Consider the following 16123-nt stretch of genomic DNA (forward strand, 5'->3'; position numbering starts at 1 on the left):
ATCGGGAGATCGAGACGAAGGCCGCGACGCGCCTAAATCGACATTTCCTAAGCGATATCAGTTCATTAACTTGATCGTAAACATCCGTTAAGCTCCGGCACGAACCTTGCGAATCCGGCTCCAACCAAAAACGTTGTGTTGGAGCGATTTCATGAAGCGCCGCGATTTCCTCAAGTCCGTTTCCGGATTGGCCGCCGGGGCGGCGCTTCCGGCGATGCCACAGGTGATTTCCTCAGCCTATGCCGACGCCCGTTCGGAGACGCTGCTGATCGTCTCGGAAGGCGGCCCCAACAATCTCGACATCCACGGCGTCGGCACCAACGTGCCCGGCTATGAGGTGTCCTGGAATTGCTATGACCGCCTGATCAGCCACGAGATGAAGAGCGGCCCGGGCGGCGTGCCCTATTATGACCGCGACAAGTTCAAGGGCGAGCTCGCCGAAGATTTCAGGATCGACGACATGTCGGTCACCTTCAAGCTGAAGAAGAACGCCAAATTCCACGACGGCACGCCGGTGACCGCGAAGGACGTGAAGTGGTCGCTCGACCGCGCCGTCAGCGTCGGCGGCTTCCCGACCTTCCAGATGAGCGCGGGCTCGCTGACCAAGCCGGAGCAGTTCGTCGTGATCGACGACTACACCGTGCGCGTCGACTTCCTGAAAAAGGACAAGCTCACGATCCCCGATCTCGCCGTGATCGTGCCCTGCATCGTCAACTCCGAGCTGGTGAAGAAGAACGCCAGCGAGAAGGACCCCTGGGGTCTCGAGTTCACGAAACAGCAGACCGCTGGCTCCGGCGCCTACAAGGTGACGAAATGGACCGCGGGCACCGAAGTCATCATGGAGCGCAACGAGGATTGGGTCGGCGGCCCCTTGCCGAAGATCAAGCGCGTGATCTGGCGCATGGTGCCGCAGGCCGGCAACCGCCGCGCGCTCTTGGAACGCGGCGATGCCGACATCTCCTACGAACTGCCGAACAAGGACTTTCAGGAGATGAAAGCCAACGGCAAGCTCAACGTGGTGTCGCTGCCGTTCTCCAACGGCATCCAGTATATCGGCATGAACGTCACCAAGCCGCCCTTCGACAATCCGAAGGTGCGCCAGGCGGTCGCCTACGCGCTGCCCTATCAGAAGATCATGGACGCCGTGATGTTCGGCCTCGCCAACCCGATGTTCGGCGCGCCAAAGGACAAGGCCACCGAAGTCGCCTGGCCGCAGCCGCACAAATACAACACCGACATGGAGAAGGCGAAGGCACTGCTCACCGAGGCCGGCTACGCAGGCGGCTTCGAGACCACGATCTCGTTCGATCTGAATTTCGCCGGCGTCAACGAGCCGCTCTGCGTGCTGGTGCAGGAGAGCCTCGCGCAGATCGGGATCAAGACCACCATCAACAAGGTGCCCGGCGCCAACTGGCGCACCGAATTGAACAAGAAGGAGATGCCGCTCTTCACCAACGTGTTCTCGGGCTGGCTCGATTACCCCGAATACTTCTTCTACTGGTGCTATCACGGCAACAATTCCGTCTTCAACACCATGAGCTACAAGTCGGCGGAGATGGACAAGCTGATCGACGGCGCGCGCACTGCCGCTGCGGCCGGCGATACCGCGGCCTACGACAAGGACGTGAAGGGCTTCGTCGATCTCGCCTACACCGACATCCCGCGCATCCCGCTGTACCAACCCTTCGTCAACGTCGCGATGCAGAAGAACATCAGCGGCTATCAGTACTGGTTCCATCGGCGGCTCGATTATCGCGCGATGGCGAAGGGGTGAGATCAGCCGATTGGCGATTAGGGCGAGGCAATCGGATATGGCGTTCGGAGGCTTATCGGCTGGCTCGGTTCGCCTCTCCCGCTTGCGGGGGAGGCCGACGCGCTCAAAGAGCGCGGCGGGTGGGGGCTCTCTCCACACGGAGAACCCCAATGCGGAAGCACCCCCACCCCAACCCTCCCCCGCAAGCGGGAGAGGGGGCGCAGTTGTGCCTGTTGCGTCATCTCCTCTCATCACGGGAAGTCGCCCATGCTGACCATGATCGGCAAGCGCTTGATGTTCGCGGTTCCCTCGCTGATCGGGGTCGTCATCGTCACCTTCCTGCTGACACGCGCGCTGCCCGGTGATCCCGCCGCTTATTTCGCCGGTCCCGCCGCGACCAAGGAAGCCGTCGAGCAGATCCGCAAGAAGCTCGGCCTCGACAAGCCGCTGATCGAGCAGTTCTTCCGCTACACCAATGATCTCGCCCACGGCGATTTCGGCAACTCGCTGACGACAGGACAGCCGGTCGCGGCCGAGATCCGCAACCGCCTGCCGGCCTCGGCTGAACTCACGCTGCTCGGCCTCATCGCGTCCGTCGTCATCGCCATTCCGCTCGGCGTCCTCGCGGCGACGCGGCCAGGGTCATGGGTCGACCACTTATGCCGCGTCACGACGACGGCCGGCGTCTCGCTGCCGGTGTTCTTCACTGGCCTCGTGCTGGTCTATGTCTTCTATTTCCGCCTGGGTTGGTCGCCGGCGCCGCTCGGCCGTCTCGACGTGTTCACCAGCGCGCCGCCGACGGTGACCGGCTTCTATCTGATCGACACGTTGATCGCGCGCGATCTCGAAGCGTTTCGCTCGGCGCTGAGCCAGCTCATCCTGCCCGCAACGACGCTCGCAATCTTCTCGCTGGCGCCGATCGCGCGCATGACGCGCGCCTCGATGCTGGCGGTGCTCGCGTCCGAATTCGTCCGCACCGCGCGCGCCAGCGGCCTGTCGCCGTCGACCGTCATCGTCACCTACGCGTTTCGGAACGCGATGCTGCCCGTGATCACCACGCTCAGCATGGTGTTCTCGTTCCTGCTCGGCGCCAACGTGCTGGTGGAGAAAGTGTTCGCCTGGCCGGGCATCGGCTCCTATGCGGTGGAAGCCCTAATCTCGTCGGACTTCGCGCCGGTGCAGGGTTTTGTGCTCACCATGGCGGTCATGTACGTGCTGCTCAATCTCGTGATCGACATTTTGTACGGCGTGATCGATCCGCGCGTGCGGTTGGAAGGGTAGACCGTCATGATCTCGCCCAATACGAGCCACGCGAGCGGTCCGCTCCCTCTCCCGCTTGCGGGGGAGGGCTGGGGAGGGGGTGTCTCCGCGGGCGAGAGCCCCCAAGAGGAGAGAGCCCTCACCCGCGCCTTTGGCGCGACCTCTCCCGCAAGCGGGAGAGGTGAAGCGCGCTCGCCGCTTGGCCGTTCGTCCCCACGCTCAGAAGCTCCAGGAGTAAAGCCATGAGCTCCGTTGCGCCTGCTGTTGAACCCGTCGGTCCCGCGCGCACCTCCGGGCTCGTCGCGGTGCTCGAACAGACCCGCTATGTCCTCAGCGAAAACAAGGTCACCGGTTTTGCCTTCGCGCTGCTGATCCTGATCCTCGCTGCCGCGATCGTCGGCCCCTATGTCGTGCCGTACGATCCGCTGGCGTCCGACACCGCCGCGGCGCTGAAGCCGCCGTCAGCCGCGCATTGGTTCGGCACCGATCAGCTCGGGCGCGACATCTTCAGCCGCGTCATCGTCGCGACCCGGCTCGACGTCTTCATCGCCGTCGCCTCGGTCGCGCTGGTGTTCCTGATGGGCGGCCTCGCCGGCATTGCGGCCGGTTATTTCGGCGGTTGGACCGACCGCATCGTCGGCCGCATCGCCGACACCATCATGGCCTTTCCGCTGTTCGTGCTGGCGATGGGCATCGTCGCCGCCCTCGGCAACACCGTGCAGAACATCATCCTGGCCACCGCCATCGTGAACTTCCCGCTCTATGCCCGCGTCGCGCGTGCCGAGGCCAATGTCCGCCGCAATGCCGGCTTCGTGCAGGCCGCGCGGCTGTCGGGTAACGGCGAGTTCCGCATCCTGCTGGTGCACATCCTGCCCAACATCATGCCGATCATGATCGTGCAGATGTCGCTGACCATGGGCTACGCCATCCTCAATGCCGCGGGCCTGTCCTTCATCGGCCTCGGCGTCCGTCCGCCCACCGCCGAATGGGGCATCATGGTCGCCGAGGGCGCGGGCTTCATGGTGTCAGGCGAATGGTGGATCGCGCTCTTCCCCGGCCTCGCGCTGATGATCGCCGTGTTCTGCTTCAATCTCCTCGGCGACGGCCTGCGCGACATCGTCGACCCCCAGCGGAGGACGTGATGATGGTTGGGGGCAGAGAGAAGATCGGGACGCTTGGGAGTGTGGTTGCCACGGCTCTCTCATTCCCTCCCCCCTTGTGGGGGAGGGGAAGGGAGGGGGGTAGCCACGAACTCCGATTTAGCTTGGAGCCACCCCTCTCCCCAACCCTCCCCCACAAGGGGGGAGGGAGCGAGAGGCCGGTGCCTGCCTCACGCGTAAATCTACGTCAAAAATTCCCCAACGAATCCAACCTCTTTCTACTGTGCATGGGGTTGTTTTCGCGTTTTTTGATCGGCAGGCTCGCATGACCGCCCAGCCGCTGCTCGATGTCCAGGACCTCACCGTCGAATTCACCACCCGCCGCGGCATCGTCAAGGCCGTACAGCACGTCAATATTTCCGTCGCCAAGGGCGAGACGCTCGCCATCGTCGGTGAATCAGGCTCCGGCAAGTCGGTGACGTCCTACGCGGTGATGCGCATCCTCGACCGGGCCGGGCGGATCGCCGAGGGCTCGGTGATGTTCTCCGGCATCGACGTGAAGGCTGCGACCGAAGACCAGATGCGCGACCTGCGCGGCCGCGAAGTCTCGATGATCTTCCAGAACCCGCGCGCGGCGCTGAACCCGATCCGGAAAGTCGGCGACCAGATCGAGGACGTCTTGCGCACCCATGTGCAGCAGGCGCAGGTAGCCGATCACGGCGAGAAGGCGATCGAGGCGCTGGAGCAGGTCAAGATCGCCCGCCCGCGCGAGCGCTACCATGCCTATCCGTTCGAGCTGTCGGGCGGCATGTGCCAGCGCGTCGTCATCGCGCTCGCGCTCGCCTGCAATCCGCAGCTCCTGATCGCGGACGAGCCGACCACGGGCCTCGACGTCACCACGCAGAAGGCGGTGATGGATCTGATCGTGGAGCTGACCAAGCGCCGCGCGATGTCGACCATCCTGATCACCCACGATCTCGGCCTCGCCGCCGCCTATTGCGACCGCGTCGTGGTGATGGAGAAGGGCCGCGTGGTCGAGACCGCCAAGGCCGCCGACATTTTTGCGAACCCGCAACACCCCTACACCAAGAAGCTGATGCGCGCGACGCCGCGGCTGGGGGTGAGCTTGCGGGATCTGTTGCCGGAGGAGGAGGGGGCTTCACCTGCCGCGAGCGCGTTGCTCGTGGAAACCGCTCCCGCCGCCGAGGAGCGGCAGAAACCCCTCCTCCTCGTCGAAAAGCTCGTCAAGGAATACCCGCGCCAGGGTGCCACCGCGACGCTCGGAAAACTGTTCGGCCGCAAGCCGCCGCTGGAGCCGGACGTGTTCCGCGCCGTCGATGGCATCAGCTTTTCGATCGGCCATGGCGAGAGCGTCGGCCTCGTCGGCGAGTCCGGCTGCGGCAAGTCGACCACGTCGATGATGGTGATGCGGCTCCTGGACCAGGCCTCCGGCCTGATCCAGTTCGACGGCGAGGACATCGGCGCCATCCAGCCTGCGTCCTTCGCCCGACTGCCGCAGCGCAGCCGCATCCAGATGGTGTTCCAGGATCCGACCGACAGCCTCAACCCGCGCTTCACTGCTGCGCGCGCCATCGCCGACCCGATCATGCAATTGAGCGACATCAGGGGACGCGATGCGCTTCGCGCCCGCTGCGAGGAGCTGGCCACCATGGTCGGCCTGCCGCACAACCTGCTGGATCGTTTCCCGCACCAGCTCTCCGGCGGCCAGAAGGCGCGCGTCGGCATTGCCCGCGCCATTGCGCTGCATCCAAAACTGGTCATCCTGGATGAGCCGACCGCGGCGCTGGACGTCTCTGTGCAGGCTGTCGTTCTGAACCTGCTTCAGGATCTCAAGGCGCGGCTAGGTATGAGCTATCTGTTCGTCTCGCATGATTTGAACGTAGTGCGCTTGCTGTGCGATCGTGTCATTGTGATGCGGACCGGTCGAATCGTCGAAGAGGGCTCTTCCGAGCAGGTCCTCAGCGATCCGCAGGACGACTACACCAAGGAGCTGCTGACGGCGATCCCGCATCCGCCGTTGCAGGTACACTAGAGCATGATCCGGAAAAGTGCGCAGCGGTTTTCCGAAAAGATCATGCTCAAATAACAACCTAGAGAGATAGTTTGGGAGCGTGATGGCCGAGCCGCTGGACGACTATATCGACGCCGTATCGAAAGCGCTGGCGCTGCCGGTCGAGGAGGCCTGGAGGCCGGCGGTGCGCGCCAACCTCGAAGTCTCGCTGCGGCTCGCCCGCCTCGTCGACGAATTCGCGTTGCCGGACGAGACCGAGCCGGCACCGATTTTCACGGCGTGATGCTGCCATGGCCAGCAAGCCAGAGATGACGGCCGCCGAGATCGCGAGTGCAGTCGCGGGCCGCAGGATGTCCGCGCTCGATGCCACGGAAGCCGCGCTGTCGCGCATCAAGCAGCACGACGGCATCCTCAATTCCTTCACCGACGTCACCGCCGATCGCGCTCGTGCGAAGGCGAGTGCCATCGACGCCGACATCGCCGCCGGTAAGGAAGTCGGCCCGCTCGCCGGCGTGCCCTTCGCGGTGAAGAACCTGTTTGACGTCGCGGGGCTCGCCACGCGCGCGGGCTCGAAGATCAACCGCGACCTCGCGCCCGCTAAACGCGATGCGACGCTGATCGAGCGCATGGAAGCGGCCGGCGCCGTGCTGGTCGGTGCGCTCAACATGGGCGAATACGCCTACGACTTCACTGGCGAGAACGTCCATGACGGTCCCTCGCGCAATCCGCATGACACAACGCGGATGACCGGCGGCTCCTCCGGCGGCTCGGGCAGCGCCGTCGGCGGCGCGCTGGTGCCGATCGCGCTCGGCTCGGACACCAACGGCTCGATCCGCGTGCCGTCCTCGTTTTGCGGCATTTTTGGTTTGAAGCCGACCTATGGCCGGCTGTCGCGGGCGCGCTCGTTCCCGTTCGTCGCGAGCCTCGATCATCTCGGCCCGTTCGCGCGCTCGGCCGCCGATCTCGCGCTCGCCTATGACGCGATGCAGGGCCCGGACGCGGAGGACAGCGCCTGCACGACGCGCGGTCTGGAGCCGACGCTGCCGCTGATCGCCAACCCGGTCTCGGATCTGCGCATCGCCATCGCCGGCGGGTATTTCCAGAAGAACGTGTTTCCGGAAGCGGTCGAGGCCGTCAGCCGCGTTGCCAAGGCGCTTGGGGCAACGAAGGTGGTCGACGTTCCCGAAGCCGCGCGCGCCCGCGCGGCGGCTTATGTCATCACCACCACCGAGGGAGCTTCGCTGCATCTCGATCGCCTGCGCAAGCGGCCGAACGATTTCGATCCGGCGGTGCGCGACCGGCTGATCGCGGGCGCGATGGTGCCGGCGTCGATGGTCGATCGGGCTCAAAAATTCCGCCGCTGGTATCGCGCGCAGCTCGCCGAGATCTTCAAGTCGGTCGACGTGCTGCTCGCGCCGGCGACGCCTTGCACCGCGCCAAAGCTCGGTCAGGTGAATTTCAACCTCGACGGCGTCGAGCTGCCGGTGCGCGCCAATATCGGCATCCACACCCAGCCGATCTCCTTCATCGGCCTGCCAGTGGTCGCCGTCCCGGTGCCGCTCGAGCCGCTGCCGATCGGCGTGCAGATCATCGCGGCGCCCTGGCGCGAGGACATTGCGCTCCGCGTCGCCTACGCCCTGGAAAAGATGGGCGTCGCCGCAGCGCCCGCGCCGAGAGGACTCTGACATGGAGATCGATCTCCCCGAGGTGATCGCGGAAGTCAAAGCCGCGTTCGATCGCTATGAGCAGGCCCTCGTCAGCAACGACGTGGCCGTGCTCGGCGAGCTCTTCCGCAACGATCCCCGCACGCTGCGTTACGGCATCGGCGAGAATCTCTATGGCTATGAGGCGATCAGCGGTTTCCGCGCCGGCCGCTCGCCGGTCGGCCTGAACCGCCGCACCGCAAAGACCGTCATCTCCAGCTACGGCCGCGACACGGCCGTGGCCTCCACTTTGTTCTATCGCGACACCGCGCCCGGCAAGGTCGGCCGGCAGATGCAGACCTGGATTCGCTTCCCGGAGGGCTGGCGCGTCGTCGCTGCCCATGTCAGCATCATCGACGAGCCGAAAGAGACCTGACCGTATGACGCTTGAGGATCTTCCGCAGGGAGCACTGCCGGCCGAGCCGGTGGTGCCCCGCGTCGACCGCGCCTCGCCATCGGTGCTGAAGGTCACGCGCGCAGAGGAGTTGCGGCTGCAGCTCGCCGACGAGATCGTGCGCGGCACCCTGGCCCCCGGCGCACCCTTGGACGAGACCGACATCGCGCGCCGTTTCAGCGTGTCGCGGACGCCGGTGCGCGAGGCGTTGCGTCAGCTCGTGGCAAGCGGCCTCGTCGAAGCGCGTGCCCATCGCGGCGCGGTGGTGGCGCAGCCCTCGATCGAGCGCCTGAAGAGCATGTTCGAGGCGATGGCCGAGCTGGAGGCGCTGTGCGCAGGGCTGGCCGCCGAGCGCATGTCCGCGGCCGAGCGCCACGGCCTGGAGGCCATCCACGAGGAGCTGCGGGTGCTGAGCTACACCGGCAATCCCGATCGCTTCCACGAGGTCAACGAACGCTTCCACAACGCGATCTATGCGGGCTCGCAGAACGGCTACATCGCCGAGATCACGCTGGCGACGCGGGTGCGCGTGCAGCCGTTCCGCCGCGCCCAGTTCCGCAACCTCGGCCGTCTCGCCAAATCGCAAGCCGAGCACGACCGCGTCGTCGTCGCCATCATGCGCGGCGACAAGCAGGGCGCTGCCGCCGCGATGCGCGCGCATATCGAGCTGGTGCGCGGGGAGTATGAGATTTACGCGGTGTCGGTGTAAGGCCGCACGATCGGTGCCGTAGGGTGGGCAAAGGCGCAAAGCGCCGTGCCCACGGTTTTTCATGAAGGTCGGGATCGTGGGCACGCTTCGCTTTGCCCACCCTACGAGACCTACTTTGTCGCAGCTTCCTTCATATACGCGCGCCATCCCCCATACGCGGTGATGTCGCGCGCGTCACCCAGCACTTCGGGCTCGACGAGAAACCCTTTTACGCTGCGTCCGTCCGCCAGCCGCACCGTGCCGATCGCCATCGGCGAAGGAATCGCATTGACGAACTTGCCGAACGCGGATGGTGACAGCGACCAGATCTCCAGCTCGATCGATGCGCCCTTGCCGGCTTCCACGCGCAGCATGCCGGGCTTCGGCGGCGTGGTCTTGAGCGCGTAGAGCTTGTAGTCGGGCGCGGTTCTTGTCGCCTCGATCAGCTCTGCGTCCAGCGCCTTCAATTCGCCGTTGAGCACCATGCCGGATAGATGTGCGCCGACCACGGCGATGGGGATCTCGTCGCCGCTGCTTGCCGGCAGCGACGGAAGCGGCGCTGGCGCCGTGCCGTTCGCGCCGAGGCTCAGCTTGGTATCGGCATGGAAGACGCGGCCGATGCTCGCGAGCAGCGCATCATCTCCTGCCGGCGCGAGCAGCGTGATGCCGAACGGAATGCCGTCGCTGCGCATCGATGCCGGCACGGCGAGGCCGCAGAGGTCGAGCAGATTGACGAAATTGGTGTAGGTGCCGAGCCGGCTGTTGAGCTCGATCGGATTCGCCACCACCTGCGCGGTCGTATAGGCCGTCGGCGCCGTCGGCAGCACCAGCGCGTCGATATTGGCGAACGTGCGCTCGGCGATCTTGCGCAGGCCCTGCAGGCGATAGAGCGCCGAGAACGTGTCCGCAGCGGTGAGCCGCGCGCCGGCCGCGGTGATCTCGCGCGTCACCGGATGGATCGTATCAGGCGCGGACGCGAGCAAGTCCTTGATCACCAGATAGCGCTCGGCGACCCAGGGGCCCTCGTAGAGCAGCCGCGCGGTCTCATAGAACGGCTCGAGATCGAACTCGAGGAGCCTGGCTCCAAGCGCAGTCCAGCGCTTCAGCGCATCGGCGTAGGCGGTTTCCGATTTCTTGTCGCCGAAGAAGATCAGCTGTCCGTTGCGCGGCACGCCGAGGCGCAAGCCTGCCTGGAACGGCGTGAGCGCGCCCAGTGGCCGGTCGCGCGAGAACGGATCGGCCGGGTCCGGCCCCGCCATCACGGAGAGCGCGAGCGCAGCATCATCCACCGTCAAGGCGAACACCGAGATGCAGTCCAGCGTACGGCAGGCCGGCACGAGGCCAGCATTCGAGATCATGCCGAGGCTCGGCTTCAGCCCGATGATGTTGTTGAGCATCGCCGGCACGCGGCCGGAGCCGGCCGTGTCGGTCCCCAGCGACAGCGGCACGAGCCCCGCGCCGACCGCCACAGCGGAGCCCGAACTGGAGCCGCCAGGAATGAGATCGTCGCGGATCGAATTTTTGGGAATGCCGTAAGGCGAGCGCACGCCGACGAGGCCGGTGGCGAACTGGTCGAGATTGGTCTTGCCGATGATGATCGCGCCGGCGGCACGCAGCCGCGCCACCGCAGTCGAGTCATGCGTCGGTGTAGTGGAGAAGGCCGGGCAGGCTGCCGTGGTCGGAAAGCCCAGCGCGTCGATATTGTCCTTCACCGCAACGGGCACGCCGTAGAGTGGCAGGTTGGCGGCGTCCTTCGTAGCAAGCCTCTCGGCCTCGGCGATCGCATCCTTTTCGTCGCGCAGGCTGATGAAGATGGCGGGGTCATTGTGGTCGCGGATGCGCTGATAGGTCCGCGCGATCGTCTGCGCCGGCGTCAGCGTGCCCGCGCGATGCGCGGCCACAATCGCGGCGATCGTTTCAGGCTGCTCAGCCCCCATTTCAGCCCTCATGGCGACAAAAACTCCGGCAACTGCTTCATCCGGAGAAGCAAGCGATGTGCCATTGTGTACATTAACCGGGCAGGGCGGCTGCTGCGGATATTATCCGTCTGATCAGTGGCTTGGGGCACATTTCGACAGGCGGGCGGGCAGCGATGTCAGCGCCCTGTGACGGGCATCTGCTCAAATCATGGGCAGTCGAGATCAGGTGAAGCCGGCGAGGATCCGCAGCAGCTGCGCCCGGTTTTCCTTGCCGATCTTCTCTTCGACATGTCGCTCGTGCTCGGCCGCAAGCCGCTTGAATTTCGCCAGCGCCGTCTCGCCCTGGGTCGTCAGATGCAGCGCGTGGGAGCGACGATCCGCCTTCGATTTGACCCGCTTCACCAGCTTGCGCTGCTCGAGGCTGTCGAGCAGGTGCACCAGCCGGGCGCGCTCGATGCCGAGGCGCTTTGCCACCGCCATTTGCGACAGGCCCGGATTGGCGCCGATCACCGTCAGCACCGAATATTGCGTCGGCCGGATGTCGACATCGCCGAGCGTCCTGATGAAGTCCTGAAAGATCCAGATCTGGAAGCGCCGCACCGCATAGCCGGCGTGCCCGACCAGCGCGTCGAGGCCGACATCGTCGGCGATATCGCGCGGCGCCGCGCCGTTGCCGGCGCGCTTGCGTGGGGAGGTCTGGGCTGCGGTGGCTGTCAAATCGCGTCTCCTGCCGCACCTGTTGTAGCCTCTCTGTTGCCCGGGCGAAAGATTGTTGTTGACGACAACAATTGTCATGCCCAACATTATGGCCAAAGCAGCCCGGAACGAGGCTGCGGCCGATCCGGGGGCCGGGCGGAGGAGGAAACACATGACAGTCGCGCCACACGGCGACGCTGCAAGCCTGTTCGCAACACCCAGAACCGTCGCCGAGCATCGCGCCGACGGCAGCATCGTGCTGCGCTCGCCCGAACCGTTGCGCGATGGCGCGCGCTGTGTCGGCGACTGGCTGGAGCAATGGGCGCGGCAAACGCCTGACACGATCTTCTTTGCCGAGCGCGGCCACGTCGATGCGCCTTGGATCACCGTCACCTATGGGCAGGCGCTGCGACAGGTGCGTGCGGCGGCGTCCTGGATTCTGGCGCAGGGCCTCAGCGCAGAGCGCCCGCTCGCGATCCTCTCCGACAACAGCATCGACCACGCGCTGCTCGCGCTCGCCGCCCAGCATGTCGGCGTGCCCTCGGCCGCGATCTCGCCGGCCTATTCGCTGATGTCGAAAGACTTTGACAAGCTCAAGAGTATGATCGCGCTGCTCGAGCCGGGCGCGATCTATGTCTCCGCCACGAAACCATTTGCGGCAGCGCTGGCGGCGATCAAGCCGCTGCACAAGGCGCAGATCATCAGCGGGAACGCTGACGATGTCGGTGCGCTCGCGTTCCACACCATCGCCGCGACGCCCGAAACGCCCAACGTCGCAACGGCGTTCGCCGCGGTGACGCCGGATACGATCGCAAAACTCCTGTTCACCTCGGGGTCAACCGGTGCGCCCAAGGCCGTCATCAATACCCAACGCATGCTGACCTCGAGCCAGCAGGCCAAGGCGCAGACCTGGACCTTCCTCGAACAAAGCCGCGGCGACCTCGTCATCCTCGACTGGCTGCCCTGGAGCCACACTTTCGGCGCCAACCACAATTTCAATCTCGTGCTGCGCAATGGCGGCTCGCTCTATATCGACGGCGGCAAGCCGGCGCCCGGGTTGTTTGCGACGTCGCTGGCCAATCTGAAAAGCGTGATGCCGACGGTCTATTTCAACGTGCCGCGCGGCTTCGACATGCTGATCGCGGCACTGCGCGGCGACGAGGAATTGCGCCGCCGCTTCTTCAGCGAGGTGAAGTTCGCCTTCTATGCCGGCGCGGCACTGCCGCAGAATCTCTGGGATGCGCTCGAAGACCTCTCGATTAAGACCGTGGGCCGCGCGATGCCGATGGTTTCGGCCTGGGGCTCGACCGAGACGTCGCCGCTGGCGGCCGACTGCCATTTCCTCGCGGAGCGCTCCGGCAATATCGGTGTCCCCATTCCCGGCACCGAGCTGAAACTCGTCCCCTCCGGCGACAAGCTGGAGGTGCGGGTGCGCGGTCCCAACGTCACGCCGGGCTATTGGAAGGCGCCAGAGCTGACGAAGCAGGCTTTTGATGAAGAGGGTTTTTACCTCATCGGCGATGCCGTGAAGCTTGCCGACAGCGCGCGGCCGGAGCGCGGCCTGTTCTTCGACGGCCGCGTCGCCGAGGATTTCAAGCTCAATTCCGGCACTTGGGTCAGCGTCGGCACGCTGCGCGTCGCCGGCATCGCCGCGCTGGCGCCGCTGGCGCAGGACATCGTCGTCGCAGGCCATGGCGGCGACGAGGTGCGCTTTCTGGTGTTCCCAAACATCGCGGCCTGCCGTGCCCATGCCGGCTTGGGCGAGACGGCGGATCTGCACGAGGTGCTCGCGCATGACAAGGTCAGGAGCGCGATCGCACACGGCCTGGCGAAACTCAGGCAGCAGGGCCCCAACTCCTCCGGCCACGCCACGCGCGCGCTGCTTCTCGCCGAACCGCCATCGGTCGATGGCGGCGAGATCACCGACAAGGGCTACATCAACCAGCGCGCAGTGCTGACGCGCCGCGCCGATGCGGTGGCGCGGTTGAATGATGATGCGTCGGCGGAGTGGATCGGTCTGTAGCTGGCCGCATTTCCCTCTTCCCTTGTGGGAGAGGGTGGCTCGCCGCGAAGCGGCGAGACGGGTGAGGGGTTCTCTCCGGGTCTCACACTGCCACGTGTAGTCGCGGAGACAACCCCTCATCCGGCGCTTCGCGCCACCTTCTCCCACAACAAGGGGAGAAGGAAGCAAGCGAGACCTCTCACCCATAGGCCAGTGACCCTGCCGCAATATATTGCTGATTCTTTTGTTGCCTAAGCAACTAATTTATGCGAACCGTTCCAGAGAGCGATGACGGCGGGAAAACTGCCGCGTCTGATCCTGGAGGAAACGATGCTCGGCCCGAACGGTGCCGTCGGCAAGCGCCGGCGCATGCCTGGACGTGACGGAGGACGGTGCCGGAAGCGCGCCCCGTCAGGTCTCGGTGCCGCCGGTGACCGCGCCGAGATTCTCGTGCAGCCGGCGGAGCAGGCCGATCAGCACCTCGCGCTCGTCCTTGTTGAGGCAGGACAACAGCCGCCGCTCGCGTTCGAGCGCGGCGGCGATCACCTTGTCATGGGTCGCGCGGCCCCTCGCCGTCAGGGAAATCGAATGGGTGCGGCCGTCGTTCGGGTCGGTGCGGATCGAGATCAGCCCGCGCTTCTCGAGGCCCGCCAGCGTCCGGCTCACGGGCCCCTTGTCGAAGCCGATGACGTGACAGATGCGCGAGGCCGGAATGCCGGGCTCGATCGCCAGCAGCGACATGACCCGCCATTCCGTGACGTTGACGCCGAACTCGCGCTGATAGAATGCGGTCGCGCTGTTCGAGAGCTTGTTGGCGATGAAGGTGACGAAGGCCGGGACGTAGCGCTCGAGATCGAGCGTCGGTCCGGCCTCTGCGGGCGCAGGCTTGTGGCGGGGTCTGGTCGAAGGCGCAGGCATGTCGGCGTTCTGTCTCGCGGTGAGGCCACCGACCTAAAGGCATGCGCTGCGCTTTCACAAGATCAAAATGAGAGAGGTCTCCCATGACCGCATCCGGCAGCCCTGCATCGACAGGCTCTGCGGCCGTTCCGCATCTCGACGTCGATCCCTTCGACATGAATTTTTTCGCCGACCCGTATCCGACGCATCACCGGCTGCGGGAGGCCGGTCCGGTGGTCTATCTCGACAAGTGGAACGTCTATGGCGTGGCGCGCTATGCCGAGGTCCATGCGGTACTGAACGATCCCGCGACCTTCTGCTCCAGCCGCGGCGTCGGCCTGTCCGACTTCAAGAAGGAGACGCCGTGGCGGCCGCCGAGCCTGATCCTCGAGGCCGATCCGCCTGCGCACACCCGCACCCGCGCCGTGCTGTCGAAGGTGCTGTCGCTGACCGTGATGAAGCAGGTGCGCGATCGCTTTGCCGCCGCGGCGGAGGAGCGCGTGAACGCACTGCTGGACAAGCGCAGCTTCGATGCGATCACCGATCTTGCCGAGGCCTATCCGCTCTCGATCTTTCCGGATGCGCTAGGCCTGAAGGCGGAGGGGCGCGAGCATCTGATTCCCTACGCGAGCGTCGTGTTCAACGCGTTCGGCCCGCCCAACCAGTTGCGCCAGGAGGCGATCGCGCGCTCGACGCCGCACCAGGCCTATGTTGCCGAGCAATGCCAGCGCGACAACCTCGCGCCCGGCGGCTTCGGTGCTTGTATCCACGCCCGCGTCGACGACGGCGAGATCACCGCGACCGAGGCTCCGCTGCTGGTGCGTTCGCTGCTGTCGGCCGGTCTCGACACCACCGTCAACGGCATCGGTGCTGCCGTCTATTGCCTCGCGCGCTTCCCCGACCAGTGGCAGCGCCTGCGCGCTGATCTGACGCTGGCGCGCAACGCCTTCGAGGAGGCCGTGCGGTTCGAAAGCCCGGTGCAGACCTTCTTCCGCACCACCACGCGGGAGGTCGAGCTCTCAGGTGCGACGATCGGCGAGGGCGAGAAAGTGCTGATGTTCCTCGCCGCCGCCAATCGCGATCCCAGACGCTGGGACGAGCCTGATAGTTACGACATCACCCGCCGCACCTCCGGTCATGTCGGCTTCGGCTCGGGCATCCACATGTGCGTCGGCCAGCTCGTTGCCCGCCTCGAAGGTGAGGTGATGCTGACGGCGCTGGCCCGGCGCATCGCGAAGATCGAGATCACGGGCGAGCCGAAGCGTCGCTTCAACAACACGCTGCGCGGGCTCGACAGCCTGCCCGTCACCATCACCCCGGCTTGACCAGGAGCTTTGATGCCCGCCATCACTTTCATCCATCCCGACGGCAAGTCCGACCGCCTCGAGACCGCGGACGGCGAGAGCGCCATGCAGGCGGCGACCCGACACGGTCTCGACGGCATTCTGGCCGAGTGCGGCGGCAACGCCATGTGCGCGACCTGTCACGTCTATGTCGACGAGAGCTGGCTCGTGCGGCTTCCCGCGGTGGCTGACGACGAGGACGCGCTGCTCGACGGCACAGCGAGCGAGCGGCTGCCCAACAGCCGGCTGTCATGCCAGATCAAGATCACTCCGGAGCTCGACGGGCTCGTGGTGAAGCTGCCGGAGCGGCAGGTCTGAGTCGACGCGCCGGCAACG

The 16123-nt window shown here is 65.6% G+C and carries 14 protein-coding genes; 11 read left to right on the top strand and 3 right to left on the bottom strand.

What is annotated here, in order from left to right; all coding sequences use genetic code 11:
- The first annotated feature begins 151 nt into the window (after nucleotides 1-151).
- The 8 genes from A3AS_RS0106805 to A3AS_RS0106840 all read left to right on the top strand — a co-directional run bounded on the left by A3AS_RS0106805 (nucleotide 152) and on the right by A3AS_RS0106840 (nucleotide 8951).
- On the top strand, nucleotides 152-1774 hold the full coding sequence (locus A3AS_RS0106805) for an ABC transporter substrate-binding protein (protein WP_018316849.1): 1623 nt from the start codon (nucleotides 152-154) through the stop codon (nucleotides 1772-1774).
- Nucleotides 1775-2020: 246 nt separating this feature from the next.
- Complete coding sequence (locus A3AS_RS0106810) at nucleotides 2021-3034, top strand: ABC transporter permease (protein WP_018316850.1); 1014 nt, start codon at nucleotides 2021-2023, stop codon at nucleotides 3032-3034.
- Nucleotides 3035-3255: 221 nt separating this feature from the next.
- Entirely contained in the window at nucleotides 3256-4155 is a 900-nt protein-coding gene (locus A3AS_RS0106815; protein ID WP_018316851.1) for an ABC transporter permease, read from the top strand.
- Between the two features lie 283 nt (nucleotides 4156-4438).
- Nucleotides 4439-6166: an ABC transporter ATP-binding protein gene (locus A3AS_RS0106820; protein WP_018316852.1), complete on the top strand. Its 1728-nt coding sequence runs from the start codon at nucleotides 4439-4441 to the stop codon at nucleotides 6164-6166.
- 82 nt (nucleotides 6167-6248) lie between these two features.
- Nucleotides 6249-6428, top strand: a complete 180-nt coding sequence (locus tag A3AS_RS0106825; RefSeq protein ID WP_018316853.1) for a DUF4089 domain-containing protein — start codon at nucleotides 6249-6251, stop codon at nucleotides 6426-6428.
- Nucleotides 6429-6435: 7 nt separating this feature from the next.
- On the top strand, nucleotides 6436-7830 hold the full coding sequence (locus tag A3AS_RS0106830; RefSeq protein WP_018316854.1) for an AtzE family amidohydrolase: 1395 nt from the start codon (nucleotides 6436-6438) through the stop codon (nucleotides 7828-7830).
- Between the two features lies 1 nt (nucleotide 7831).
- Nucleotides 7832-8224 carry an oxalurate catabolism protein HpxZ gene (gene hpxZ, locus A3AS_RS0106835; protein ID WP_018316855.1) on the top strand — a complete coding sequence of 131 codons (393 nt, stop codon included), beginning with the start codon at nucleotides 7832-7834 and terminating at the stop codon, nucleotides 8222-8224.
- A gap of 4 nt (nucleotides 8225-8228) precedes the next feature.
- On the top strand, nucleotides 8229-8951 hold the full coding sequence (locus A3AS_RS0106840) for a GntR family transcriptional regulator (RefSeq protein ID WP_026201744.1): 723 nt from the start codon (nucleotides 8229-8231) through the stop codon (nucleotides 8949-8951).
- Between the two features lie 110 nt (nucleotides 8952-9061).
- Here the strand turns inward: A3AS_RS0106840 and atzF are convergent, their stop codons facing one another.
- Both atzF and A3AS_RS0106850 read right to left on the bottom strand, forming a co-directional pair.
- Nucleotides 9062-10867: an allophanate hydrolase gene (atzF, locus tag A3AS_RS0106845; protein WP_018316857.1), complete on the bottom strand. Its 1806-nt coding sequence runs from the start codon at nucleotides 10865-10867 to the stop codon at nucleotides 9062-9064.
- Between the two features lie 204 nt (nucleotides 10868-11071).
- Complete coding sequence (locus A3AS_RS0106850) at nucleotides 11072-11566, bottom strand: MarR family winged helix-turn-helix transcriptional regulator (protein ID WP_018316858.1); 495 nt, start codon at nucleotides 11564-11566, stop codon at nucleotides 11072-11074.
- Between the two features lie 151 nt (nucleotides 11567-11717).
- On the opposite strand from A3AS_RS0106850, the gene A3AS_RS0106855 reads away from it, so the two are divergent.
- Complete coding sequence (locus tag A3AS_RS0106855) at nucleotides 11718-13568, top strand: feruloyl-CoA synthase (RefSeq protein ID WP_026201745.1); 1851 nt, start codon at nucleotides 11718-11720, stop codon at nucleotides 13566-13568.
- Nucleotides 13569-13958: 390 nt separating this feature from the next.
- Here the strand turns inward: A3AS_RS0106855 and A3AS_RS0106860 are convergent, their stop codons facing one another.
- Nucleotides 13959-14465 carry a MarR family winged helix-turn-helix transcriptional regulator gene (locus A3AS_RS0106860; protein ID WP_018316859.1) on the bottom strand — a complete coding sequence of 169 codons (507 nt, stop codon included), beginning with the start codon at nucleotides 14463-14465 and terminating at the stop codon, nucleotides 13959-13961.
- 83 nt (nucleotides 14466-14548) lie between these two features.
- On the opposite strand from A3AS_RS0106860, the gene A3AS_RS0106865 reads away from it, so the two are divergent.
- Together A3AS_RS0106865 and A3AS_RS0106870 are read left to right on the top strand one after the other, a co-directional pair.
- Entirely contained in the window at nucleotides 14549-15769 is a 1221-nt protein-coding gene (locus A3AS_RS0106865) for a cytochrome P450 (protein WP_018316860.1), read from the top strand.
- A gap of 12 nt (nucleotides 15770-15781) precedes the next feature.
- Nucleotides 15782-16105 carry a 2Fe-2S iron-sulfur cluster-binding protein gene (locus A3AS_RS0106870; protein ID WP_018316861.1) on the top strand — a complete coding sequence of 108 codons (324 nt, stop codon included), beginning with the start codon at nucleotides 15782-15784 and terminating at the stop codon, nucleotides 16103-16105.
- The last annotated feature ends 18 nt before the right edge of the window (nucleotides 16106-16123 follow it).

Source organism: Bradyrhizobium sp. WSM2793 (assembly GCF_000379585.1).
GTDB lineage: Bacteria > Pseudomonadota > Alphaproteobacteria > Rhizobiales > Xanthobacteraceae > Bradyrhizobium.